This window comes from Dehalobacter sp., assembly GCA_023667845.1.
Classification (GTDB): domain Bacteria; phylum Bacillota; class Desulfitobacteriia; order Desulfitobacteriales; family Syntrophobotulaceae; genus Dehalobacter.
The window spans coordinates 181,505-204,929 of the sequence record JAMPIU010000050.1 but is presented as its reverse complement, the minus strand read 5'-3'; the positions used below and the strand labels follow the sequence as shown (position 1 = coordinate 204,929).

Genomic DNA, 23,425 nt, shown 5'->3' with positions numbered 1-23,425 from the left:
TTCCTTTCTTCAGATTTTATCGCTTCGTTAATAATCTAACTCATAATCCCTAATATCTATAGTTTTGTATGCCTTACAATCGTATAAATTGCACTCAGCCAGTGCCCTTTAGCTATTTTTAAGTTTCCAGGTCCAGTTCGTTTGTCAGTTCCTTCTTATCTTTTTGCATTTCCTGCCCCTTAAAGATCAGATCCGGATTTTTAATCATTACCCTGGTTCCAGGCGGGACAGATTGGGTAATAAACACATTACTGCCAATGACCGAACCTTTTCCGATAATCGTTTCCCCACCAAATATTGAGGCTCCGGAATAGACAGTCACATCATCCTCAATTGTTGGATGACGCTTTTGGCTGCGAAGGCTTTGTCCGCCTCTAGTGGATAGGGCTCCCAGCGTTACACCCTGATAAATCTTAACTTTATCGCCAATAATCGTAGTTTCGCCAATAACGACACCCGTACCATGGTCTATGAAGAAATATTTGCCGATTTTGGCCCCTGCGTGAATATCAATTCCAGTCTCGTTATGAGCAAATTCAGTCATGATCCTCGGGATCAACGGAACAGAGAGCAGGTAAAGCTCATGCGCGAGCCGGTAAATACTGACTGCCAAAAGGCCCGGATATGCGAAGATCACAAGCGCTTTGTCATCAGCTGCCGGATCCCCGTCAAAAGCAGCCTGTACATCCAGTGCTAGATATTCCCTTATTTCCGGAATCTTGCTTAAAAAGTGCCAACATATCTTTTCTGCTTTTTCACTGATTTCTATATCATCACAAGATGCGTTATTGCCGTGTTGATGCTTGAGCGCACAGCTTACCTGCTGGCTCAATTTTTCATAGATCTCGATCAACAGGTTCCCAACATGATATTCCAAGGTGCTTTCATTCAGGTTTTGCTTGCCAAAATACCCCGGAAATAAAAGCTGCCGCAAGAGGTGAATAATCTCGATGATGACATCCCGGTTTGGAAGCTGGCAGGACAGCTGAGTGTAAGAATTGGGCTGTTCCTGATAGCTTGAAACAATATTCGAAACAAGTTGATTCATTTGCATATTGGCTTTTTCCACCATAATAATCACCTCGGATACTTTCGTTTATCAACTATTCGTATTGATCTTTTCATTCATACTGCCGCTGCGGTAGCCCTTTAGGTCAAGTGCCGTATAAGCAAAGCCAATATCTGTAAATTTCTTATAGATCTTCTGAGCGATGTCCTGTCGTATGATAAGATTATTCTCCTGCGGCAATACCTCTATGCGGGCAATATCACCATGGTACCGTACCCGAACTTGACGGAAACCCAAATCGAGTAAAAATTGTTCTGCAAAATCAATCATCTGTAGTTTCTTTTCATTTATCTCTTCGCCATAGGGAATCCTGGAAGACAAGCAGGCAAATGAGGGTTTATCCCAGGTCGTCAACCCATGTTCTTTCGAAAGAAGGCGGATTTCTTCTTTTGTCAACCCTGCCTGAAGCAGCGGACTTTGTATCCCTAGTTCTTCTAAAGCCTGTCTTCCAGGACGATAATCGCTTAAATCATCCACATTGGAGCCTTCTACGACAGATTCCATACCGTAGTCAGCCGCAATGCTCAATATTTTGCTGAACAATTGTTTTTTACAAAGATAACAGCGGTTAAAAGGATTTTTGCCGAACTCAGGATCATCCAATTCCTCGGACTCTATAATTAGATGGCTGATCTCTTCCTGCCGGCAAAATTGAACAGCCTCCTGAAGTTCCCTCTCCGGAAATGTAGCTGATTTTGCCGTAACAGCAATTACGTTTTTGCCCAATACATCTCCGGCAACTTTAACTAAGAAAGTACTGTCCACTCCTCCTGAAAATGCAATCATGATCTTGCTCATTTTCTCCAGGTTTCCTTGGAGTGTTATAAGTTTATCACGATAGTGCAATACGCTTGCCTCTTTCCAGCTTATAATTTTTGACGCGGAATTAAGTCCATCCCGCAGAACCAATTATCATATTTATCTAATATACCATAATTTCTATAGTCTTAATAGGATAAAGCTCATTTTATTATAAGTTAGATGCTTTTGAAAAAGAGCCCGCATTTTAACGAGCTCTTTCAGGGAGTTTACCGTCTTCCCCAGGACTGAATTATACAGCCTTCTTTACAATGAGCAGTTTCACGCAGCATCCAATGTTTTGTAAACATTTGTGTACACCTCCTCTCACTGGGAACAAACTGCGAACTATTGCATTTTATGATATTCACAACAATTTTGATTGAGAACGCTTTTCACAGCTTTGAGAAACAACCAGGTATTTTCATAAACCGCTTCTTGTTGGTCTTCAGGAATTTCTGCCGACAGTTTTCCCAGAAAAATATCAACATGTTTCCATACATTCGTCTTTATCTGCTGACCTTTGTCAGTCAGAATTAGATTAATCGCTCTGCAGTCAATTTCTGATCTTTCCTTGATAATTAGACCCTGTAGAACAAGAGGCTCAATCAGTCTGGTCGAGGTACTTTTTTCCACTTTAAGCAGAGAGTGTAAATCTGAAAGCTGCAGTATTCCGTATTTGCCAACCAGATCAAGTATGTAAAATTGGGTAAAAGTAATAGATCCTCCTAGGATTGCATCCTGCTGGCAGCATCTCGAGGCTTTTGTCAATTCAGCTAGTAAACATAAAAGCTCTCTGTTATTTTTCATCGCGCCTCTCCTTAGTTGTATGATACAACTACTTTATCTGAATTGTCAATAATTGCTTTCCCTCTCTTTCATAATTATTACGTTTATTTTAGCCAACTAGAAATATTTTTATCAAAATGAAACAAAATATGATTTGAAAAAAGCGATCTCAGTTTGCAAATATGCATATTCTATCGTTTATTTCAGATAAATTATACCGATCCAGATATTGGTACGTTTCTTGCATTAAAATTACTTGTAAGACAATAAAGCTAAAATTTGTTGTTGATGTTTGATTATCACAGAAGGAGAAATGAAAATGAGTTACTTAGAAACCACCCATGATTTGTACAAGGAAACGGCTCTGGAATCGCAGATAAATACGGCTGTGAAACCACTGTGCATTTTGGTGAACTGAATCCCCGAGACACTGTGCTATATGTTGATGTTGGCAGCGGGCTGAGGCGCTGCAATTTGCCTATTTCACACGGTGTCCGCAATCGGTGGTCGCTATCGACACCGCACAAAACTGTTTATTGCCAAGCTTTCATTGTTTTGTTACAACAATAGTAAAAATATTATACGAGGAGAATCGACTATGGAAACTTATTATAATCCAGCTGATTTAGCCAAATTTCCAACAATGGGCGAAGAAGTTCCCGACCTCTGGCAAAAATTCATGGCTTATTATGGCTCTGTTTTTCAGGACGGCACACTGAGTGCGCGAGAAAAATCCTTGATTGCCCTAGCAGTCGCCCATGCTGTCCAATGCCCCTACTGCATTGACTCCTATACCAAAGATGCCCTCGAAAAAGGTTCCAATGAGGCCCAAATCACAGAAGCCATCCATGTTGCTGCAGCAATCCGCGGCGGTGCTACGCTGGTGCATGGTGTGCAGGCAAAGAATATTGTGAGCAAGCTGAAATTCTGAGAGGAGCATGCGACATAATGAAATTGACAGATCATCAAAACGCCCAGCTCTTATGTTTGGAAAGCCTAGATACAATTAAACCGTTTGCCGAAAAAGTCAAAGAAGTCAATACTTATCCCTTATTAAGCTGTTCGACAATCGAAACCATGCAAGTCAATACCGGCAAGGTCTGCAATTTAGGATGCAAACACTGCCATGTGGAGGCTGGCCCTCATCGAACCGAGTCGATGTCAAAGGAAACCATGGCTGCCTGTTTTCAGGTCATGTCAGACAATGATATCAAAGTTCTGGATGTTACCGGCGGTGCTCCGGAACTCAATCCGAATTTATGCTGGCTGATTCGGGAAGCAGCACAATTGAAGCACCATATCATGTTGAGGACGAACCTGACGTTGTTGGACCAGCCTGAATATGCTCATTTACCTGAATTTTTTGCCGCGCATCAGGTCGAGCTGATTTCTTCCCTGCCATACTACAGCGAAAAGGACGCCGACCGCCAACGAGGCAGCGGGGTTTTCCAAAAATCGATTCAGGCGTTATCAAACTTAAATAAACTTGGTTACGGTAAAGAAAACAGTCATTTAAAACTCAATTTGGTTTATAATCCGGGTGGTGCTTTTCTTCCTGCATCACAGCAGTCACTCGAAGCAGACTACCGCCGGGTCCTTCTCAGTCAGTATGAGGTCTCTTTTCACAAATTATTTGCTATGGCCAATTTTCCGGTTGGCAGATTTTTAACCTTCTTGCAAACATCAGGCAATTTGCAGCAATATATGGAAAGACTGGCCAATACATTTAATGCATCTACCCTGAACAATCTGATGTGCCGGAATCAAATTTCCGTAAGTTGGGACGGATACGCCTATGACTGCGATTTTAATCAAATGCTGGGGCTGACATGCAACCCCAGGCATATCTCCAGATTTTCCCCGGCAGATTTTAAGAAACGTGAAATCCGCATCAATAACCATTGCTACGCCTGCACGGCCGGCAGCGGTTCCAGCTGCGGCGGCGCAGTCGCCTAATGAGATCTTAGATTGTTTCCAGCGCATTTCAATGCACAGGCGATCGCACCTGCTTCCCCTTCCAGAAATGCAAGGCGTTTCTCGAAAGAAGCGATCGTCGGATTAATTGATTCGCAGAACTCTTTTACAACCAGGTTAGGAATGACCACAAATAGCATTCCCGAGAATATCCCGGACAACTTCCCCAGCCATCAGCAGACCAGCCACGGACGGAACGTAAGAAATACTGCCGGGAATCTGACTTTTCAGGGAACAGTGAGCATCACCGCTGGGGCAAATACAATTGGACGCGCAGCTATTTTCCTGCTCCAGCGGCTTCAGGGCCGGCTCAGGAGAGAAAACAACTTTGAATCCTTCCGTAATTCCTTCCTTCCTCAGAAGTTTGCGCACCGCTTTGGCTAACGGGCAGCCGCTGGTCTTGGATATATCAGCAACACGGAAACTGAGCGCATCGAGACGATTGCCGGCCCCCATGCAGGAAATGAGCAGAATTCCTCTATGGCGACATTCTTTGGCCAGACTCACTTTACTTCTGACCGTATCAATTGCATCAACCACATAGTCCGGTTTCTCGGTAAAGAAGCCTTCGGCACCTTCCTCCTGATAAAAGGACTGGAAGGTTTCTATTTTGGCTTTGGGATTGATATCCAGCATCCTTTGTTTCATTACATCCACTTTAGACTTGCCAATCGTCGAATGCAGCGCATGAAGCTGCCGGTTGATGTTTGTCAGGCAAATTTCATCAAAATCAACAAGCTTAAAAGCGCCTATACCGGCCCTGGCCAGAGCTTCGGCCGTATAGGAGCCTACCCCGCCCAACCCGAAAATAGTCACTTTGCTGTTCTGAAGCTTTGACAGGCCTTCCTGTCCAGTCAACAATTCCGTCCGCGAAAACTGATTTTGCATAATGACTCCTTGTAAAAATACTATTTTCCATTTGTACCTGTATCCAACGCGGGAATCACAGGAAAACTTACTGTTGATTTTAAAGATCCATGATTCCAACCACTTCGTAACCGACATCCTCGATTGCCAGTTTAATGGCTCCCTCCTGAATATCATCGGTTCCTTCCAACACAGCCGTCTTCGCGTCCAAATTGACATCGACACCTGTTACACCCGCAAGTTCACTCAAAGCTTCTTTGACATGATTGACGCAATGGCTGCAGCTCATGCCTTCGATCTCAATTTTCTTTTTCATAATGTTGCCTCTCTCGTAATGATTGATTTGTAATAAATCTTTATTTTACAGGCTTGAATCCTTTTAACCTGAGCGCATTCAGCAATACCGACACCGAGCTGAAGCTCATGGCAGCGGCAGCAATAGCAGGATTCAGCAGAGGTCCTCCAAAGATATACAGAATTCCCATAGCGATTGGAATTCCAAGGATATTGTAACCAAATGCCCAAAATAAGTTTTGTTTAATATTTCTAATTGTATTTTTACTTAACTGGATTGCAGCCGAAACGTCAAGCAGATCACTTCGCATCAGGACAATATCCGCGGATTCCATCGCGACGTCCGTACCTGAGCCGATCGCTATCCCGATATCTGCTTGGGCGAGGGCCGGAGCGTCGTTGATACCGTCGCCGACCATGGCGACCTTCCTGCCTTCCTGTTGGAGCTTTTTCACTTCGTTTGCCTTATCCTGAGGCAGGACTTCAGCCAGCGTTCTATCGATTCCGACCAATTTGGCGATAGCCTCGGCCGTTCTTTGGTTGTCACCGGTAATCATGACAACTTCAATATTCATTTTGTGGAGGATCTCAATCGCCCTACTGCTGTTTTCTTTGACCGTATCGGCTACAGCGATAATTCCAGCTAAAGTGTTGTCGATCGCAATATACATCGGAGTCTTGCCTTCTCTGGCCAATTGATCCGAGGTTCCCTCGAAGTGAAGAAGAGATATTTTCCTTTCGCCCATTATCTTTTTGTTGCCAAGCAACATAGCTCTGTCTTCGATCTGTACTTCGATCCCCTGACCGGGAATTGCCTTGAACACATCTGGTTTCTTAAAGCTAAGCTTCTTATCCTCAGCCTCCCTGACAATCGCTTCTCCGAGCGGATGCTCCGACCCTTTTTCGGCAGAGGCGGCAAGCTGCAGCAGATCGTTTGGACTGATCCCAGTCGCGGTAATTACGTCTGTGACCTTAGGTTTCCCTTCTGTGATCGTACCCGTTTTATCAAAAACGATGGTATTGATTTTATGTGTCGTTTCTAAGGCTACTCCGCTCTTGATCAAGACCCCATATTCGGCGCCTTTGCCTGTTCCGACCATGATCGCGGTTGGTGTGGCCAGCCCCAGAGCACAGGGGCAGGCGATAACGAGTACCGAGATAAAGATAGTCAGTGCAAAGACCGCGGACTGCCCACCAATAAAATACCATCCTAAAGCCGAGAGCAGAGCAATCCCTATCACCGCCGGTACAAAGTAACCGGAAATCACGTCGGCCAGCTTTGCGATCGGCGCTTTGGAGCCCTGTGCTTCCTCAACCAATTTGATGATCTGCGCGAGGGCCGTATCTTTACCGATTCGGGTCGCCACATATTTGATGGTTCCGTTTTTATTAATGCTGGCCCCGATGATCGCATCCCTGGGATTCTTTTCTACCGGAATACTTTCTCCTGTCAGCATGGATTCATCCACAGACGTACTCCCTTCAACGACATTGCCGTCAACAGGCATTTTCTCTCCAGGTTTTACAAAGATGATATCTCCCGTCTCCACTTCTTCGATCGGGATCTCAATTTCTTTCCCATCCCGGATAATGGTGGCTGTTTTTGGTGCAAGCCCCATCAACTTTTTAATCGCTTCCGAGGTCTTACCCTTCGTTACAGATTCCAGATATTTGCCCAGTGTAATCAGTGTCAAAATCACACCTGCTGCTTCAAAGTACAGATGATTCGCATATTCTGTATTTCCCCTAAAAATCTGAAAGACTGCAAAGACTCCGTAAATGAACCCTGCCGAAGTACCTATTGCAATGAGCGAATCCATATTCGGACTTCCCTTGAGCAGTGTTTTTAACCCAATGGTAAAGAACTTATAGCCTGCGATCACCACAGGCAGAACAAGAATCAGCTGGATAAGGGCGAAGTTTAAAGGATTCATCATCGGATCAATCATTTCCGGCAAATGAAAGCCAACAGCACTGCCAAACATATGTCCCATCGTAATACTTAGAAGCGGAGCCGTAAAGATAGCGGACAGCACAAACCTCCGCCAGAGAGCTTTTCTTTCCCTTTCTTTTTTTTCTTTGTCTTCATCAATCTTTGCTTCTTCCAGAGCACTGTATCCGGCTTTTTCAACGGTCTTTTTGATATCTGAAACACGCAGCAGGGAAGGTTCATAGCGGATGCTTAATTTCTCTGTGGCAAAATTAACATTGGCCTCTTCAACGCCCTGTAGTCTCCGTACGGCTCTTTCGACAGCCTTCGCGCAAGATGTGCAGGTCATCCCTTCTATTTTCAGCGACTTTTCCATCATCGTATACCTCTTTTCAGTGATCTAACCCTCATATAATTATCTATTTTTTTGTCAAATTTATTACCTATTGTATTTATTTTGTATTTATTAGCCTTTATTTATTGGTCACCTTTGCCAGGATTGCCATGATCTCATCAATTTTCTCCCTGCCGTTACCCTGTTCGAAAGCTTCGGTTACACAGTGGTCCATATGCTGTTTCAGGATCAGCAAATTTGCTTTTTTCAAGAGAGATTGTGTCGCAAGGATTTGATTTGATACATCGACGCAATACCTTCCCTCTTCAATCATCTTAATTGTCGCTTCAATTTGGCCCTGGGCTGTTTTTAAAGCCTGAAGGGCTTGTTTTTTTTGGGTGTTCAATTAATTACCTCCTTATCCCCTCCCTGTGGGGGAGGGGATAAGGTAATCATAATATGCCGATCATAATAAGTCAACCGTGTTGTGTTGGTTTTACCTTAATACCAAAAACCCACTTTCTCCTGCGATGTTAGATGATCTATGTTCGCAGGAGAAAGTGGGTTTCATTAATTAGCAGCAATTGAAGAGAATTTGGTATTCTACAGCATTTCCAGAAATGCGTCGACTCTGAGTTTGATTTGCTGGCGGTCAGCATCGCTGTAGTCTGTTTCAATCTGCAGAAGCGGGATATTATGGTTCTTTTTCAAATGTTCCTTGATCGAATAAGACTCAATATTGTACGTATGACAGGCCTGGAGGGTGATATCTACAACCCCGTCAACGTTGTATTCTTCAACGAGCCTGCTCAGCAGTTCAAAGCGACCGGTATTCGGCGAACTACAGGAGCACGGGATCTTGCTGTATTTTTCAGCCAGGGCTTCGAACGGATCCATTTCCTCCGATACAAGATCAACCAGACCTTTAATGCCGCTGCAGGACTCTTGTAGCACAATCGCTCCGCCTGCTTCTTCAATAACCTGCATGACTTTTTCCTGTCCGGTGCCCGTCGGACAGCCTGTAATGAGTATCCGTTTGCTGGAAGATTGGGAAGCACCTTCACCTTTTGCTGTCATTTCTTTTAGTTCAGCAATCAGTTCCTTGACCTTGGCAGTGTATTCATCGCGTTTGAACTGGAAGCTTCTTCCCCACAGCACTTTCAGCAGGTCTGTACCTGAAATTGGAGTTGGATGCAGTTTATTGAGACTAACCAGTTCCATTAAGAGCTTTCTTTCCTCGTTGTAGGTCCTGATGACCTCAGCAAGTTTTTCTTTGCTGATCTTGACATCTAAATTCTTTTCAAAATAATCCTTGGCTCGGTAAATTTGTTTGACCCAATGGCCCTGTCTGTCTTCCAGATTGGAGCTATTCGGAATATCCAGCACGATCATCGGTTTATGCTCCGCCAGCAGCTCGTACATTTTTTTCTTGCCGTCACAGGTCGTTTCGGCCAGGACGATATCTGCAAAATGAAAAAAGGGACATTTGCCGCTTACAGCAAAGCCGTAACTGGATTTGACCAGTGGACAGAGATTACGCGGCAGTACTTTTTCCGCCTCGGCTATCGGTTCCTGTTTGGTTGCACAAAGCCCAACTGGCACTGCCCCTGCAGCCTCGATAAGTTCTATCGGGGAAAATACACAATAATACCCTACTACATTTCTGCCTTGTTCCTTGGCCTCCTTGGCCATGACCATCCCACTAGGGATCAGCTGGTCGAAGTAAGCCATTGTTTGAGCTCGCATTTTTCTTGTTCCTCCTCTTTTATAATTCATAGCCCAGGATTGCAGCTCCCAAAGCCCCTACAGCCTGAGGACTCGGCGGCACAGCCAGCCTGCATCCTATTTCCTGACTAAGCAGGTTTTTAAGCACCTGGTTCTGAGCTACCCCGCCGCAAAAAGCAACGGTATCCTGAAAATGGATCTTCCCAGCCATCACGCTGATGCGTTTCGCTATGGACTTTAACAAACCGGCGACAATACTTTCGATAGTAATGCCCTGCGCCAGCAAGCCAATCATTTCTGATTCGGCAAATACCGCGCACATACTGTTAATGTCAGCCGGATCGGCATCTTTGGCGAGATCGGATAACTGCGAAACCTCCAGACCCAATGTTTGGGCGGTTACTTGCAGAAACCTTCCGGTCCCGGCCGCGCATTTGTCGTTCAGCACAAAGTCTTCAACTTTGCCCTTTTCGCCAAAGCCAATCACCTTGCTGTCCTGACCGCCGATATCAATCAGCCCGCAGGCTTCCGGCAACAGATAATGTACACCGCGGGCATGGCAGGTAATCTCACTAAACGTTTTATCAAACATTCCCTGTTGAATACGGCCATAGCCTGTGCCGACAAGCAAGCTAATATCATCACGGGTCAGTTCCTGCGGCTTCAGCAGACGCTCCAGAACCTCCTGCCCTGCCTGGGAAGGGCTCCAGCCGCTCGGAATAATTTTTGAATCAACCTGTTCTCCATTAAAAAGAACTGCTTTGGTTGATACGGACCCGATGTCGATACCCACTGTCCATTTCATTTCGGGCCTCCAGCATACATTTTCAATAATTGATTAAGCATTAATTCCCTCTGCTTTAAGCTTTTAAATTACTTTATTATAGCAAGCATCAGATCTTTCTTGAAATACTTTTTATCTTCAAATAGGATTGCTATCTATCGATAATAACGATAATATAAAATCATTAACGTTAACGGACTAACGGATAAAGCAAAGACTAACAGCCTATCCTATCTGCAGGGAGTGAATTTTTTTTATGTTATTGCATCAATTGGAGATTTTTACACAAGTAGCGGAAAAAAACAGCTTTTCTAAGGCTGCCCAAAGTCTTTTTTTAAGCCAGTCGACGGTCAGTACGCATATAAGCAATCTGGAGCACTACTTTGGTCAAAAACTGTTTGACCGGCTTGGAAAGGAAATTGTCTTAACGCCTTTTGGGGAAAAATTATATCCATGGGCCAGAGAAATACTCAATGTAAAAGACAGGGCGCTATGGGAAATGAAAGGCTGGACTGCAAAAATTGACGGTCATCTTCATATTGCGGCCAGTAGTGTTCCAGCTAAATATGCAATACCACCTTTATTGGCCAAATTTTTAGGTGAGTACAAAGGAATTCAATTTGTCCTTGACCAAAGCGGTTCGGAAATTGTTGCAGCCAAGCTGTTGAACGGGGATGTCGAAATCGGGGTGCTGGGTAAACAATACCATGAGGATCAGTTAACTTTTATTCCTTTTCTGCAAGAAAAGCTGGTCTTAATCACACCCAGCAACATTTGTCTAAACAATCATATTTCCATCACTGAACTGGTGGATTACCCTTTTATTTTTCGGAAGTCAGATTCGGGCACCCAGGCAAATGTTGTTCAAATGCTGCATACATCAGGCATTACGCTTTCCGACTTGCAGGTTGCCGGCTACTGCGACAACCTCGAAGCTCTTAAAGAAAGTGTCAAGGAAGGAATTGGCATCTCAATTATTTCAGGCATAGCCGCTCTGGATTATGTCAAAAGCAGACAGATCAATGCCTATGAACTTGCTGAACTGCCCGAGAAAAGAATGTTCTATTTTGCCCACCATAAAAAAAGAACCCTGTCTCCCTGGGCAGAAACTTTTATTCACTTCTGCCTGAGATCAGCCGGTCTTGTTTCGAATCAATATGCATCTTTGCCTGACTAACTTGGCATTTTAGACTGCATAAAAATTTATGACCCTGGAAACCATCTATCACTTCTAAAAAATATAAACGGGATGTAATCTAACCGCGCCCAAGCGTAACATGGATGTGAAGCGGGGCTAAATAGCGCCAGAAGGGCGCTATTTGCCGAAGAGCGGTTAGATTACGTCCCGTATACATACATAATACTTTATGGCTAACTCAAATTTTATCAAGTGCCTGCTTCAAATCGGCAATAATGTCTTCGGCATCCTCAATGCCGATGGACAGTCTGATCATATCCGGCGTTACGCCGGAAGCAAGCTGTTCTTGTTCAGACAGCTGGGCATGGGTCGTGCTGGCCGGATGAATGACAAGAGATTTAGCATCGGCAACATTCGCGAGCAAAGAGAACAGCTCCAGGTTATTGATAAAGCTTTTGCCTTCTTCGATACCGCCCTTAATCCCAAAGGTAAAAATCGAACCGGTTCCTTTCGGAAAGTATTTTTTAGCTAAGTCATGGTATTTGTTTCCTTCAAGTTCGGGGTAATTGACCCAGGAGACACGCGGATGACTCTGGAGGAAATCAACGACTTTCCTGGTGTTCTCCACATGCTGTCTGACCCGGAGAGACAGAGTCTCAAGCCCCTGAAGCAAAAGGAACGAATTAAACGGGCTGATCGTTGCTCCCGTATCCCGGATCAGCTGCAGCCTGATTTTGGAAATATAGGCCAACGGTCCAAGTGCTTCAAAGTATTTTAGGCCATGATAGCTCGGATCAGGTTCGGTCATCCCCGGAAATTCGCCGCTTGCCGACCAATCAAATTTTCCGGAATCAATGATCAGTCCTCCGATTGTAGTACCATGTCCGCCGATAAACTTCGTTGCGGAATGCACAACAATATCCGCGCCGAATTCGATCGGTTTGAGAAGGTAAGGTGATGCAAATGTGCTATCGATAATCAGCGGGATACCATTTTCATGCGCGATTTGGGCCACAGCCTCAATATCAACAATGTTGATGCCCGGATTGCCAAGGGCTTCTATATAGATGGCTTTTGTTTTTTTCGTGATGGCAGTCCGGAAATTCTCCAGCTCATCAGGATTTACAAACGTGGTTTTTAAACCAAGTCTGGCTAACGTAGTTGAAAACAAATTATAGGTTCCGCCATACAATGTATTGGCAGACACGATCTCATCTCCAGCTCCGGCAATATTTAAGATCGCGTACGTGACAGCGGCCGATCCGGATGCTGTCGCAATTGCAGCAGCTCCGCCCTCCAACGCTGCAATCCTCTTTTCCAGGACATCTGTCGTGGGATTCATCATCCGCGTATAGATATTGCCGGACTCCTCCAGACTGAATAATTTGGCCGCATGATCCGTATCTTTAAATACATACGAAGTTGTCTGATAAATGGGCACGGCCCTTGAACCTGTTGTAGGATCAGACACCTGACCGGCATGAACCTGCAACGTATCAAATTTCCAGTTATTTTTGCTCATAAATGGTTTCTCTCCTTAGATATTTTATATATGTTCATATGTTCATATGTTTTTTAAGTTTGCAATTATTTTCTATTTTTTATTTATCCTAAAACATTTCAGTACTGATATACCTTTCACCAGTATCCGGGAAAATGACTACAATCATTTTCCTTTCATTTTCCGGACGTTTGGCAACTTCCAGGGCAGCAAAAGCGGCTGCACCGGCAGAAATGCCGACCAACATTCCCTCTTTTTTCACCAGTTCTCGTCCCGTCCGATACGCTTCCTGATCCGTCACCTGGAATATTTCATCAATGAGGTCAAGGTTTAAAACTCCGGGAACAAACCCTGCTCCAATTCCCTGAAGGTTGTGGGAACCCGGTCTGCCCCCTGAGAGGACCGGAGAGCCCTGAGGTTCCACCGCGATTACCTTTAGTCCAGGTTTACGCACCTTCAGAACTTCTCCTATGCCTGTAAGCGTGCCTCCTGTTCCCACCCCGGCAACCAGAATGTCTATTTTGCCATCTGTATCGGCCCAGATTTCCTCAGCCGTCGTCTCCCGATGGATTTGAGGGTTGGCCTGATTTTCAAACTGCTGGGGAATAAAGGATCCTGGGATTTTCCGGGCCAACTCCGCTGCTTTTTTAATTGAACCTGTCATCCCTTCCGAACCTGGCGTCAGAATAACTTCAGCTCCGTAAGCCTGAAGCAGCTTCCGCCTCTCTACACTCATTGTTTCCGGCATGGTCAGGATCAGCCGGTACCCTTTGACCGCTGCGACAAAAGCCAGGCCAATACCAGTATTTCCGCTAGTCGGTTCAATAATCACCGAATCCTTTGTCATCAGGCCTTTTTTCTCGGCATCCAGAATCATATTTAAAGCAATCCTATCCTTAATGCTACCACCAGGATTGAACGATTCAATCTTTGCAATTACCTCCGCATTGATTCCGGCAGAGATATGATGAAGTCTTACCAGCGGCGTGCCGCCGATAAGTTCCGTCAAGCCGTTATAAATCTTTCCCATTTTATGCACCCCCTTACCCATGCTAACAATATTTCATATGATCTTTGTGCGAACACTTTTAGTACACTTCTCACCACCCCCGGGACGATCCACCGCCCCCAGAAGAACCGCCTCCGAACCCGCCACCACCAAAACCACCGCCGGAAGAGCCTCCTCCAAATCCGCCTCCGAATCCTCCCCCGAAAGGACCGCGGAAATTGCCGCTCCGTTTGCCCCTGTTGCGACTGTTAAGGTAAATGATGACAATGAACACAATTAGGATGATGATCCAGTCATAATCAAATCCTGATGATTCTTCAGCTGCTAATTCCTCCGATGCCCCCAGATCATCAATACCATACTCCTCGCAGACCTCAGCGACCAGGAGATTAAATACCAGATAGACGCCGCCGTCGTAATCCCCATCCTGGAAATACGGTGTAGACTGGTCCAGAAAACGACCAGCTTTGGCATCATTAATCCTACCTTCCAGACCATAGCCCACTTCGATTCTTCGCTCCCGGTCCTCTTTGCTGATCAGGAACAATACACCGTTGTCTTTTTCCTGATCTCCAATGCCCCAGGCCCGAAACAGTTTATTGGCATACTCCTCAACCGTGCTGCCTTCCAGGGAATCCACCGTCACAACGGCGATTTGAGCCGAGGTTTTTTCATCCAGAGCAGCGGCAATTCTGAGAATTTCCTGTTTTGTTGTATCTGCCAGCATACCGGCATAATCCTGTACATAAATATCCGTTGCCGGCTTGGCCAGCAGTGTCAATGCCAGCAGAGAAGGGCAAACCCCTGCCGTCAGTAAAAACACAGCCAGGAATACGGAAAGGAGTTTCTTTGTCATTCCTGTCCTCCTACTCGCCAAATTTTACTACCGGAGCCTTTTCTGCTCCTTCCTCGGCTTCGTAGTAAGTGTAGCTTTCAAAATTAAACATCCCTGCAATAATATTTCTCGGGAAACGCTTGATGGAAGTATTAAATGTCTGAACAGCCTCATTATAATCCTGACGGGCGATTGCCAAGCGGTTCTCAGTCCCGGCAAGTTCATCCTGCAGGGCAATGAAGTTCTGGTTTGCTTTCAGATCCGGATAATTCTCAACGATCACCAGTAATCTGGACAAAGCACTGCTCAGCTCATCGTCCGCTGCTACTTTTTCATTGATTGTCTGGGCTCCGGCCAGTTTCGAACGCGCATCCGCAATAGCGGTAAACACTTCATTTTCATGCGCAGCATATCCCTTGACTGTTGCCACAAGATTTGGAATCAGGTCCATTCTACGCTGCAGCTGGTTCTCGACCTGGCTCCACTTACTTTTTACATTTTCATCAGCAGTCACCAGACTGTTATAGCTGCCAATCAAAGAACCTCCAATGATCATAATTAGAATCAGGATAATTCCCAATACAATAGCTGTCTTTTTCATTTTTCTCCCCCATTCAGTAATTTTCTTTTTGATCTTAGGAACATCTTAACATAATTTTCGAAACATCTTAATCCTTTTTGTCCTTTTTACCTTTTGGATAAAGAAACAAAACGACCCGTATCATAGACAAGATAATTTTTAGGCATAATGAACATATATTGGAAATGGATATATTTACCAATATAAAAAGAGGTGAACAGCATGTTCTTTTTTGTTTTCCTTTGGGACTTCCCCTTTTCATTGGCGCATACAGGCCGAGATACCGTTACAGAACCTGGTGGTGGTAAAAGTCACTCCCCAAAAACTATAAAGAAAGATGGCTGATTAGGTTTTCCAAATCAGGCGGAACAGGGGCCTGTATTTCAATTAACTTTCCGTCCACGGGATGGCAAAACGAGACGGATCTGGCATGCAAGGCCTGTCTGGGTATCAGGTAGGAGCGCTTCCCGTACATTCTGTCTCCGAGCACAGGATGGCTAAGTGAGGAGAGATGAACGCGAATCTGGTGCGTTCTTCCGGTTTCAAGGGTAAGCTCCAACAGAGAATAATTTTCAAAAGTCTTGATCGTATTGTAATGGGTAAGCGCACGCTCCCCCTGATCATGAACAGCCCGCCGGTTTGGCAGCGTTGGATGCGGTCCGATCGGTGCGTCAACAGAACCGGATGGCGGCTCAATTCTTCCCCAAACCACTGCGTAATATTTTCTTTTCAGCCTCCCATCCTGTAACTGTTTTTCCAGCTCAGACTGGGTTCGTGCATCTTTGGCAAATACCACACAGCCTGTAGTATCCCGATCCAGACGGTGTAAAGGACGAATGGTAATTGTCTCTCCATTTTCCCGAAAGTACTCCGCCAGATAGTTAGCCAGCGTTCCGCCGGTTGTTTGCCCTGCTGGATGCACCAACATGCCGGCTGGTTTATATAAAATAATAAGTGCCGGATCTTCAAACAAAATGTCAATCAATCCCGGCTCAGGCTTAACCCCAAAGAACTGATCTTCCAAAACGAGAACATCCAAGATGTCCCCGCTTTTTATCTTTTTCTGAAGATAAGCATTTCTTTTATTGAGACGTACTCCGCCTGCTCTGGTCAGCTTTTGAATTTTTCTGCCGGAACATTGTACAATACTTTTCAAATACTGCTCGACAGTCAAGCCCTGATGTTCTTCCGTAATCCGAAATGTTTGGAATTTCTTCATAAGGTCCCTCTCTCATGTCTTTTGACCATGCTTTCCTTCATCACCTTTGACCGCGAGCTTAATGATGTCTAACAGGAAACCATAGTACCATGATACTGGTATCAGTTTATCTTTTGATTAATAATAATTCAATTAGATTCAGAACATCGATTAAATTCCGGAGCATCAATTGAATTCGGGCATCGATTGATGTCTTGAATACTTGACAGTAGGACCGATCGGAATTAGAGATAGCAGATTCTGCCGGGAGAAGATGCAAATCCAATGTCCCTATGCTAAAATAAGTCATATTAAATCCATGTGATAAGGGGAGACGGAATTGCTTTATTTTGATAATGCCGCAACTTCCTGGCCGAAACCCGAGGTGGTCTACGAAACCCATGACCGGGTCCTGCGTCAGGGAGGGAGTGCCGGACGCGGTGTCAATCAATCTTCTCTGCGCGCCGGGCGGGAGCTTCTTCATACCAGAAAGGCTTTAAGCCGCTTGTTTGGCATCGCAAATACTGAGAGAATTGTTTTTACGCAGAATATCACCGAATCGCTCAATGTGGGACTTCATGGACTTCTTCAGACTGGGGATCATGTTCTGATCAGCTCCCTTGAACATAATGCCGTTGTCCGTCCGCTGGAATATCTCAAAAAGAGCGGAATTTCCTATACAATTGTTCCGTGCAGCCGGGAGGGTTTTTTGGATCCCGCTATCGTGGAATCTAATTTTCAGCCCAATACCCGCCTGTTTTGTTTTACGCATGCTTCGAATGTGCTGGGTACGATTCTGCCGATCAAACAGCTCGGGCAAATTGCTAAAGCGCACCATTGCCTGTTTATGGTGGATGCGGCCCAGACTGCCGGCGTGATACCAATTGACGTGGAAGACCAGCACATCGATTTTTTAGCCTTTACCGGCCATAAGAGCCTGTCGGGACCTCAAGGGGTTGGCGGATACTATGCCAGGCCAGATCTTGTTTTAAATCCCCTGATTTATGGAGGGACAGGCCTTCATTCCCTGACCCTTGAACAACCGGATATCTGGCCAGAAGGGATGGAAAGTGGCACACGGAATATCCCGGGAATCGCGGCCCTCGGGGCTGCGGTAGAATTCATATTGCATGAGGGCCTCCCTAATATCCGCAGCCATGAACTTCAACTGATGTCTATCCTGCTTGAAGGATTGGAACATATCCCGGAAATCCAAATTCTCGGGCCCCGTGACATCAATGCGAGAGTCGGCCTGGTGTCCTGTGTTTTCCGGAATCATACCCCTGATAGCGTGGCTCTGGAGCTGGACCGCCGCTTTGATATTGTTACCCGCTCGGGACTGCATTGCGCCCCCTTAGCCCATCAAACAGCCGGAACCATTGATCGCGGAGCATTGCGCATCAGTATCAATTATTCTCAAGCAGAGTCAGATATAGCGGCGTTATTGGCTGCTTTAAACACCATATTGGGAGGTTCAATGTGACAAGTTCGGAAAATGTCGCCCTTGTTTTCAGTTCCGTTCATCAGACGCTTGAAGCAGAAGATCTTTTGAATTCAGGCAGCTGGCCTTTTGTCTTGATACCGGTCCCTCCCTCAATTAACCAGGGCTGCGGGCTCGCGATCCAGATCACCTGCTCCGACCAGCAGGGCGTTGAAGCGTATTTGGAGCAGTATGACATTCTCCCACTCAAAGCTGTCCGTATGGATTGATGATTATTTTTTGCTTCAGGGATCATGTTAAATTTTGGATTTAAGATGAATGGTTCTTGTCTTTGTGTATAAATAAATATTGGGGATTGAAAGGAGCATTTTTTATGGGTTACGTATTGTTGGTTACAAGTAAAGGTTTCGGTAAAGGTGAAGAAATCCTAGGAGAGAAATTAATGTATTCCTATCTCTACAGTCTGAGCGAGGGAGACCATTTGCCCTCTCATATTTTATTCCTGCACGAGGGCGTCAAGCTGGTCACAGCAGATGCCCCAGTTCTGAACATTTTAAAGACTTTAGTCGATAAAGGGGTTACCATTTATGCCTGTGGCATCTGCCTGGACTTCTACAACCTGAAGGATCAGGTCAAGGTAGGTGAAATCGGCAACATGTATCTGAATATGGATATTATGGCCGAGGCTGAGAAAGTAATTACCCTTGGGTAACGTCCGTTCAGTTATACCGCAGGAATATACTTTTTAAGCAAAAATGACTTACGATATTACTTGCTTCACCCAGTTGGCAGCACATTCCAACTCACCATTTTTCAGTGGTCCTTCAGAGTTTTTAACAAAATATCCTTCAGGAGGAGGAATTCAGATTTCCTCCTTTTTTTTTAGCCGCTCAGCAATTGGTTTCGCAGCATAGCCAACGATCTTGACCTTGTTCAATCAAATATCTGTATCTTGTTACTCTTAAACGATTTTAATTATGATGACTGTGCGGTTGCGGATCTACTCCGCTAACCATTACTGTACGGTAGTCACAGCCGATATAGGTCTGCTTTCCGCCCGGCAAGTCTAATGTGCAGTCGGAAGAATCCTCCGTCCAGTCTTCGACAAGCGGTTCCAGCAGATCGACGATCGTCTCCAGACCGTTTTCCTCTTCGTCAATAACCTCAATGGTCGCAAAACCATACGCCGAGGAGTTATTACCATGAATCTCAAACGGGACCAGTTCGCAGTCCTCCGGCAAAAGCGCGAGCACCTTCTGGACATGTTTCTTTTTTAGGCCGCTTTCTGCAGGCACCATCCATGCCGCTGCATGATAGGTTGACAATGGGATAACCTCCTTACCCAGTAACAGCTTTTTCCAGATAATTATATTACTTAAGTGTCTTACAAGGCAAATTTTATTGATAGATGATTATAACATCTGGGTAAAATTTGAATTGACATAATTTTCAGATAATGATAATATTGACCCTAAGCATCTAATCGACAAAATAAAAGGAGCCGGAATTTTCATGTTATCTCAAGAAAGAATTGAAAAACAATCTCAACTTAATCATGACACCATTCATACTTTTGAGGCCATTGTCGGGAAAAGCCGGCCTATCGTACAGACCATTGATTTTGCCAGGAATATCAGCAAGTCTACATATAATGTTCTGCTGAATGGTGAAAGCGGGACAGGAAAAGAGATATTTGCTCAGGCAATTCATCATGATTATTGTCCTGAAGGACCTTTTGTCGCCCTTAATTGTGCTTCTATACCCAGAAATTTAATTGAAAGTGAATTATTCGGCTATGAAGGAGGAGCTTTTACCGGAGCCAACAAAAACGGTCAGCCCGGTAAAATAGAGGCTGCCAATGGTGGAACTTTGTTTTTGGATGAAATCGGGGATATGCCTTTGGAAGTCCAGCCTGTATTATTACGTGTCCTCGAGGACAAAAGAGTCGTCAGGATTAACAGCAGCAAGTACACCACGGTAAACTTCAGACTTATCGCCGCAACTAACCAGAACCTGTTTCAAATGGTACAGGAAAAAACATTTCGAAGCGATCTATATTTCCGTTTATCCGTTTTAGCGATTGACATCCCCCCGTTGCGGGACAGAGGAAAGGATATTCTCCTGCTCGCGCATTATTTTTTGGATCAGATCAGTAAAGAACTACAATGTGAACCACCCAAATTAAGTTTTGAGGTCTATAAAGCGCTTGTGGAATATACCTGGCCCGGAAACATCAGGCAGTTAAAAAATGCGATGGTGTATGCGGTCTTTAAAGCCAAAAACGGCATACTGAATATCGGAGACCTTCCGAATGAAATCAAACACAGGCAAACCACCGTGAGTGTAACACAAAGCAATGATCCGCTGCCTTTAAGGGATATACAAAAAGAAGCCATTATGCATGCTTTGTGTAAAAACAAAAACAAAGATGAAGCGGCCAGGGAGCTGGGCTTATCAAAATCAACATTGTACAGAAAAATCAAGGAGTATGGTCTTAAGTAAAATATACCAGGGCACGCAAACGCCCTAGTTATAGAGCTTCCGTTGGCAAACGGCAATAGGTTGAGAGCAAAAAAGTAGCCCGCATTCAGGGGGCTACTTTTTTTTGCTAAATAACTTTATTTGGCTGGCTTTTTCAGTATCTTCCGTAGGATTGCCAAATACCCTTCATATTACTCAACCGTCACTGATTTAGCCAGGTTCCTGGGCTTATCGACATCATTCCCTCTGGCGACGGAAACATAGTAGGACAGAAGCTGCAGTGGAATCACCGTTAAGATCGGAGCAAGCTCATTGACGGTCTCCGGGATATAGAATATTTCATTAACCGACTTATATAAATCGGTATTTCCTTCAAACGTAAACCCAATGACCTTGGCGTCCCTGGCCTTAACCTCGATCACATTCGAGACCGTTTTCTCGTACAGGTCTCTCTGGGTTGCGAGCGCGATGATCGGTGTATCCTCTGTAATCAGCGCGAGCGTGCCATGCTTTAACTCACCTGAAGCATAGGCTTCAGCGTGAATATACGAGATTTCTTTAAGTTTCAGAGAACCTTCCTGCGCAACTGCCCAGTCCAGACCGCGCCCGATGAAGAATGCGCTGCTCACTTCTTCAAAGTACCTGGCTAGGGTCTTAATGCGTTCAGCTCCTTCTTTGAGAATAATCTCCGCTTTATCAGGAATTTTGCCAAGTTCGGAAATAATTTCGGTGATCCATTCCTTCGGCATGGTTCCTTTGGCCTGCGTAAGATAAAGTGCAAGCAGGATCATTCCTTCGATCTGAGTCGTATAAGCTTTCGTCGAGGCCACGGCAATTTCCGGTCCCGCCCAGGTGTGGATCACATCGTGTGCTTCCCTAGCCACGGAGCTGCCGACGACATTAGTGATTGCGATAACTCTGGCTCCCTTCTTTTTGGATTCGCGCAAAGCTGCCAGGGTGTCGGCCGTTTCTCCCGACTGGCTGATTACAACGACCAGGGTTTTATCATCAATCAAAGGTGCTCTGTACCGGAACTCCGAAGCGATATCGACTTCGACCGGTATTTTGGCCCAGTGTTCAATTAGCCCTTTGCCGATCAGTCCGGCATGATACGCAGTTCCGCAGGCAACAATTGCTACTTTATTGAATAAAGCAACCTCTTTCGGGGTAAGATCCACTTCCTGCAGCACAACATGGTCGTGGTTCAGTCTTCCGGCCAGCGTGTCCCGCAGGGCCTTCGGCTGTTCAAAAATCTCTTTTAGCATAAAGTGCTCGTAACCGCCTTTTTCGGCTGCCACAGCATCCCAAGTGACTTCAAAGACACTCTTTTCAATACATTCGCCTGTCGTAAAATCGCAGAACTTCAAACCTTTGGCCGAGACGGTCACCATTTCCCCGTCTTCCATGATGTACGTCTTTCTCGTATATTTAAGTACAGCCGGGATATCGCTCGCGACAAAATATTCTCCGTCTCCAATACCGACGATCAACGGACTGTCTTTGCGGGCTGCAACCATAATATCGGGATTCTTATAGCTCAAAACGACGACTGCATAGGACCCTTCTACCTTGACCAGCATTTTTTTGACTGCGTCCTGGAGATCCCCTTTATAAAAATGTTCGACCAGATGAGCCAGCACTTCCGTATCCGTTTCGGAACGGAAAAGATGTCCCTCCGCAGTCAGCCATTCTCTAAGCTCAAGATAATTCTCAATAATTCCGTTATGTACAACGGCAAAGTCTCCATGGCAGTCCATATGAGGGTGAGCATTCACATCAGACGGTCTGCCGTGCGTCGCCCACCGGGTATGGCCGATTCCGATTTTTGCATTGTAAGTGCGGTTGCTTAGCTTTTCCTCTAAATTGACAAGTTTCCCAACACTCTTGGTGATCCGGATCCCGCCTTCTTCCATGACCGCTATGCCCGAGGAATCATATCCCCTATATTCAAGCTTTCTTAGACCTTCAACCAAAATCGGAACAGCCGATTTCTCTCCAAAATATCCTACAATACCACACATGTTTTTTGTTCTCCTCGTTTCAAATTTAATAATTTTTTAGTTGTTGTCTCATTCATGACGTGTCTATAACATTATATTTTCGTCAGCCATAAAAAATAGCCGTCAAGGACGGCCACAAATCTCTAACATACAAACATAAAGTGAGAGAAGATATAACAAGGCAAGACAAATCAAAACAAGTCAAGACCTGTTAATCCTGTTCGTGACTTCTTTCCCAACTGCTTCGCAATCGGGCGTAGGAAAGTACGGACAACTAAAGGGATTCCGCAAAGAAAAACCTTCTTCCTGTTTGATCCGCTCTTGTCCCGGAAATTGCTTTCCGGATTTGCAACGAATCTAACGATGACAAGCCACCGAGAGGCACCCGCCGAAAACTTCGATTAACCTCTTCCTCGTCAACCCAAATGGGCTCTGGCGCTACATTTTTTGTGCGGAAAAATCCGCAGTGTAAACTGTATACTGTAAACCGTCAAAATCATCCACTATTCATTTTTTAATCCCTGACCTATTTCCCAACCATCTCCTCATAAGCAGTCAATTATCTATCAATGTAACAGACCAGCAATGCTTCCGACTTTCCTATTATAATCTATATGAGAAAATAGGTACAGACTTATTTTCTCAAGATCATCTGAAGATTATCTGAAAGAAAACTTG

Annotated in this window: 23 protein-coding genes; 7 read left to right on the top strand and 16 right to left on the bottom strand. The window is 45.0% G+C overall.

Going from position 1 to position 23,425, the window contains the following annotated elements:
- Window positions 1-118: 118 nt before the first annotated feature.
- From NC238_03320 to NC238_03310, 3 genes are all read right to left on the bottom strand, one after another.
- A complete protein-coding gene (locus tag NC238_03320; GenBank protein MCM1564986.1) occupies window positions 119-1,072 on the bottom strand; it encodes a serine acetyltransferase in 954 nt (317 codons plus the stop codon).
- Between the two features lie 27 nt (window positions 1,073-1,099).
- Window positions 1,100-1,915: an ATP-dependent sacrificial sulfur transferase LarE gene (gene larE, locus NC238_03315; GenBank protein ID MCM1564985.1), complete on the bottom strand. Its 816-nt coding sequence runs from the start codon at window positions 1,913-1,915 to the stop codon at window positions 1,100-1,102.
- Window positions 1,916-2,215: 300 nt separating this feature from the next.
- Window positions 2,216-2,677, bottom strand: coding sequence for a MarR family winged helix-turn-helix transcriptional regulator (locus tag NC238_03310; GenBank protein ID MCM1564984.1), 462 nt, complete (start codon window positions 2,675-2,677; stop codon window positions 2,216-2,218).
- A gap of 577 nt (window positions 2,678-3,254) precedes the next feature.
- Between NC238_03310 and NC238_03305 the strand changes: the two genes are divergently transcribed.
- Window positions 3,255-3,587 carry an arsenosugar biosynthesis-associated peroxidase-like protein gene (locus NC238_03305; protein MCM1564983.1) on the top strand — a complete coding sequence of 111 codons (333 nt, stop codon included), beginning with the start codon at window positions 3,255-3,257 and terminating at the stop codon, window positions 3,585-3,587.
- A 17-nt stretch (window positions 3,588-3,604) separates the two neighbouring features.
- Window positions 3,605-4,612 carry an arsenosugar biosynthesis radical SAM protein ArsS gene (gene arsS / locus NC238_03300; GenBank protein MCM1564982.1) on the top strand — a complete coding sequence of 336 codons (1,008 nt, stop codon included), beginning with the start codon at window positions 3,605-3,607 and terminating at the stop codon, window positions 4,610-4,612.
- Between the two features lie 135 nt (window positions 4,613-4,747).
- Here the strand turns inward: arsS and NC238_03295 are convergent, their stop codons facing one another.
- The 6 genes from NC238_03295 to NC238_03270 all read right to left on the bottom strand — a co-directional run bounded on the left by NC238_03295 (window position 4,748) and on the right by NC238_03270 (window position 10,585).
- Complete coding sequence (locus tag NC238_03295) at window positions 4,748-5,518, bottom strand: tRNA threonylcarbamoyladenosine dehydratase (protein MCM1564981.1); 771 nt, start codon at window positions 5,516-5,518, stop codon at window positions 4,748-4,750.
- Between the two features lie 79 nt (window positions 5,519-5,597).
- On the bottom strand, window positions 5,598-5,813 hold the full coding sequence (locus tag NC238_03290; GenBank protein ID MCM1564980.1) for a heavy-metal-associated domain-containing protein: 216 nt from the start codon (window positions 5,811-5,813) through the stop codon (window positions 5,598-5,600).
- 40 nt (window positions 5,814-5,853) lie between these two features.
- Complete coding sequence (locus NC238_03285; GenBank protein MCM1564979.1) at window positions 5,854-8,100, bottom strand: heavy metal translocating P-type ATPase; 2,247 nt, start codon at window positions 8,098-8,100, stop codon at window positions 5,854-5,856.
- Window positions 8,101-8,194: 94 nt separating this feature from the next.
- Window positions 8,195-8,461, bottom strand: a complete 267-nt coding sequence (locus NC238_03280) for a metal-sensing transcriptional repressor (GenBank protein MCM1564978.1) — start codon at window positions 8,459-8,461, stop codon at window positions 8,195-8,197.
- A gap of 197 nt (window positions 8,462-8,658) precedes the next feature.
- The gene (locus NC238_03275) at window positions 8,659-9,801 is read right to left on the bottom strand and encodes a 2-hydroxyacyl-CoA dehydratase family protein (GenBank protein MCM1564977.1); all 1,143 of its coding nucleotides are present in this window, start codon (window positions 9,799-9,801) and stop codon (window positions 8,659-8,661) included.
- Window positions 9,802-9,820: 19 nt separating this feature from the next.
- Entirely contained in the window at window positions 9,821-10,585 is a 765-nt protein-coding gene (locus NC238_03270) for an acyl-CoA dehydratase activase (GenBank protein ID MCM1564976.1), read from the bottom strand.
- Window positions 10,586-10,820: 235 nt separating this feature from the next.
- On the opposite strand from NC238_03270, the gene NC238_03265 reads away from it, so the two are divergent.
- The gene (locus NC238_03265; GenBank protein ID MCM1564975.1) at window positions 10,821-11,741 is read left to right on the top strand and encodes a selenium metabolism-associated LysR family transcriptional regulator; all 921 of its coding nucleotides are present in this window, start codon (window positions 10,821-10,823) and stop codon (window positions 11,739-11,741) included.
- A gap of 199 nt (window positions 11,742-11,940) precedes the next feature.
- Here NC238_03265 and NC238_03260 read toward each other — a convergent pair whose 3' ends face one another.
- The 5 genes from NC238_03260 to NC238_03240 form a co-directional block, all read right to left on the bottom strand.
- Window positions 11,941-13,224, bottom strand: coding sequence for a homocysteine synthase (locus NC238_03260; protein MCM1564974.1), 1,284 nt, complete (start codon window positions 13,222-13,224; stop codon window positions 11,941-11,943).
- Between the two features lie 88 nt (window positions 13,225-13,312).
- Window positions 13,313-14,233, bottom strand: coding sequence for a cysteine synthase A (cysK, locus tag NC238_03255; protein MCM1564973.1), 921 nt, complete (start codon window positions 14,231-14,233; stop codon window positions 13,313-13,315).
- 70 nt (window positions 14,234-14,303) lie between these two features.
- A complete protein-coding gene (locus NC238_03250) occupies window positions 14,304-15,068 on the bottom strand; it encodes a TPM domain-containing protein (GenBank protein ID MCM1564972.1) in 765 nt (254 codons plus the stop codon).
- Window positions 15,069-15,078: 10 nt separating this feature from the next.
- Window positions 15,079-15,648 (bottom strand): LemA family protein, encoded by a 570-nt coding sequence (locus tag NC238_03245; protein MCM1564971.1) that lies wholly within the window; start codon window positions 15,646-15,648, stop codon window positions 15,079-15,081.
- A 304-nt stretch (window positions 15,649-15,952) separates the two neighbouring features.
- Window positions 15,953-16,846 (bottom strand): RluA family pseudouridine synthase, encoded by an 894-nt coding sequence (locus NC238_03240; GenBank protein ID MCM1564970.1) that lies wholly within the window; start codon window positions 16,844-16,846, stop codon window positions 15,953-15,955.
- 319 nt (window positions 16,847-17,165) lie between these two features.
- Here NC238_03240 and NC238_03235 point away from each other — a divergent pair, with 319 nt between their 5' ends.
- The 3 genes from NC238_03235 to yedF all read left to right on the top strand — a co-directional run bounded on the left by NC238_03235 (window position 17,166) and on the right by yedF (window position 18,978).
- Window positions 17,166-18,308, top strand: coding sequence for an aminotransferase class V-fold PLP-dependent enzyme (locus tag NC238_03235; GenBank protein ID MCM1564969.1), 1,143 nt, complete (start codon window positions 17,166-17,168; stop codon window positions 18,306-18,308).
- Window positions 18,305-18,535, top strand: coding sequence for a DUF3343 domain-containing protein (locus tag NC238_03230; protein MCM1564968.1), 231 nt, complete (start codon window positions 18,305-18,307; stop codon window positions 18,533-18,535). The genes NC238_03235 and NC238_03230 overlap by 4 nt, the downstream gene beginning before the upstream one ends.
- 104 nt (window positions 18,536-18,639) lie before the next feature.
- Complete coding sequence (yedF, locus tag NC238_03225; protein ID MCM1564967.1) at window positions 18,640-18,978, top strand: sulfurtransferase-like selenium metabolism protein YedF; 339 nt, start codon at window positions 18,640-18,642, stop codon at window positions 18,976-18,978.
- Between the two features lie 259 nt (window positions 18,979-19,237).
- On the opposite strand, the gene NC238_03220 is transcribed toward yedF, so the two are convergent.
- Window positions 19,238-19,591: a hypothetical protein gene (locus NC238_03220; protein MCM1564966.1), complete on the bottom strand. Its 354-nt coding sequence runs from the start codon at window positions 19,589-19,591 to the stop codon at window positions 19,238-19,240.
- 187 nt (window positions 19,592-19,778) lie between these two features.
- On the opposite strand from NC238_03220, the gene NC238_03215 reads away from it, so the two are divergent.
- Entirely contained in the window at window positions 19,779-20,768 is a 990-nt protein-coding gene (locus NC238_03215) for a sigma 54-interacting transcriptional regulator (GenBank protein MCM1564965.1), read from the top strand.
- 170 nt (window positions 20,769-20,938) lie between these two features.
- On the opposite strand, the gene glmS is transcribed toward NC238_03215, so the two are convergent.
- Entirely contained in the window at window positions 20,939-22,768 is a 1,830-nt protein-coding gene (gene glmS / locus NC238_03210; GenBank protein ID MCM1564964.1) for a glutamine--fructose-6-phosphate transaminase (isomerizing), read from the bottom strand.
- Window positions 22,769-23,425 lie beyond the last annotated feature (657 nt).

Bases quoted from the DNA above. Each gene is read 5' to 3' on its own strand.
- NC238_03310 (MCM1564984.1), bottom strand. From the start codon at position 2,677: ATGAAAAATAACAGAGAGCTTTTATGTTTACTAGCTGAATTGACAAAA.
- cysK (MCM1564973.1), bottom strand. From the start codon at position 14,233: ATGGGAAAGATTTATAACGGCTTGACGGAACTTATCGGCGGCACGCCG.
- arsS (MCM1564982.1), top strand. From the start codon at position 3,605: ATGAAATTGACAGATCATCAAAACGCCCAGCTCTTATGTTTGGAAAGC.
- NC238_03215 (MCM1564965.1), top strand. From the start codon at position 19,779: ATGTTATCTCAAGAAAGAATTGAAAAACAATCTCAACTTAATCATGAC.
- glmS (MCM1564964.1), bottom strand. From the start codon at position 22,768: ATGTGTGGTATTGTAGGATATTTTGGAGAGAAATCGGCTGTTCCGATT.
- NC238_03270 (MCM1564976.1), bottom strand. From the start codon at position 10,585: ATGAAATGGACAGTGGGTATCGACATCGGGTCCGTATCAACCAAAGCA.
- NC238_03250 (MCM1564972.1), bottom strand. From the start codon at position 15,068: ATGACAAAGAAACTCCTTTCCGTATTCCTGGCTGTGTTTTTACTGACG.
- NC238_03275 (MCM1564977.1), bottom strand. From the start codon at position 9,801: ATGCGAGCTCAAACAATGGCTTACTTCGACCAGCTGATCCCTAGTGGG.
- NC238_03260 (MCM1564974.1), bottom strand. From the start codon at position 13,224: ATGAGCAAAAATAACTGGAAATTTGATACGTTGCAGGTTCATGCCGGT.
- yedF (MCM1564967.1), top strand. From the start codon at position 18,640: ATGGGTTACGTATTGTTGGTTACAAGTAAAGGTTTCGGTAAAGGTGAA.
- NC238_03245 (MCM1564971.1), bottom strand. From the start codon at position 15,648: ATGAAAAAGACAGCTATTGTATTGGGAATTATCCTGATTCTAATTATG.
- NC238_03285 (MCM1564979.1), bottom strand. From the start codon at position 8,100: ATGATGGAAAAGTCGCTGAAAATAGAAGGGATGACCTGCACATCTTGC.
- NC238_03265 (MCM1564975.1), top strand. From the start codon at position 10,821: ATGTTATTGCATCAATTGGAGATTTTTACACAAGTAGCGGAAAAAAAC.
- NC238_03290 (MCM1564980.1), bottom strand. From the start codon at position 5,813: ATGAAAAAGAAAATTGAGATCGAAGGCATGAGCTGCAGCCATTGCGTC.
- NC238_03305 (MCM1564983.1), top strand. From the start codon at position 3,255: ATGGAAACTTATTATAATCCAGCTGATTTAGCCAAATTTCCAACAATG.
- NC238_03295 (MCM1564981.1), bottom strand. From the start codon at position 5,518: ATGCAAAATCAGTTTTCGCGGACGGAATTGTTGACTGGACAGGAAGGC.
- NC238_03240 (MCM1564970.1), bottom strand. From the start codon at position 16,846: ATGAAGAAATTCCAAACATTTCGGATTACGGAAGAACATCAGGGCTTG.
- NC238_03320 (MCM1564986.1), bottom strand. From the start codon at position 1,072: ATGGTGGAAAAAGCCAATATGCAAATGAATCAACTTGTTTCGAATATT.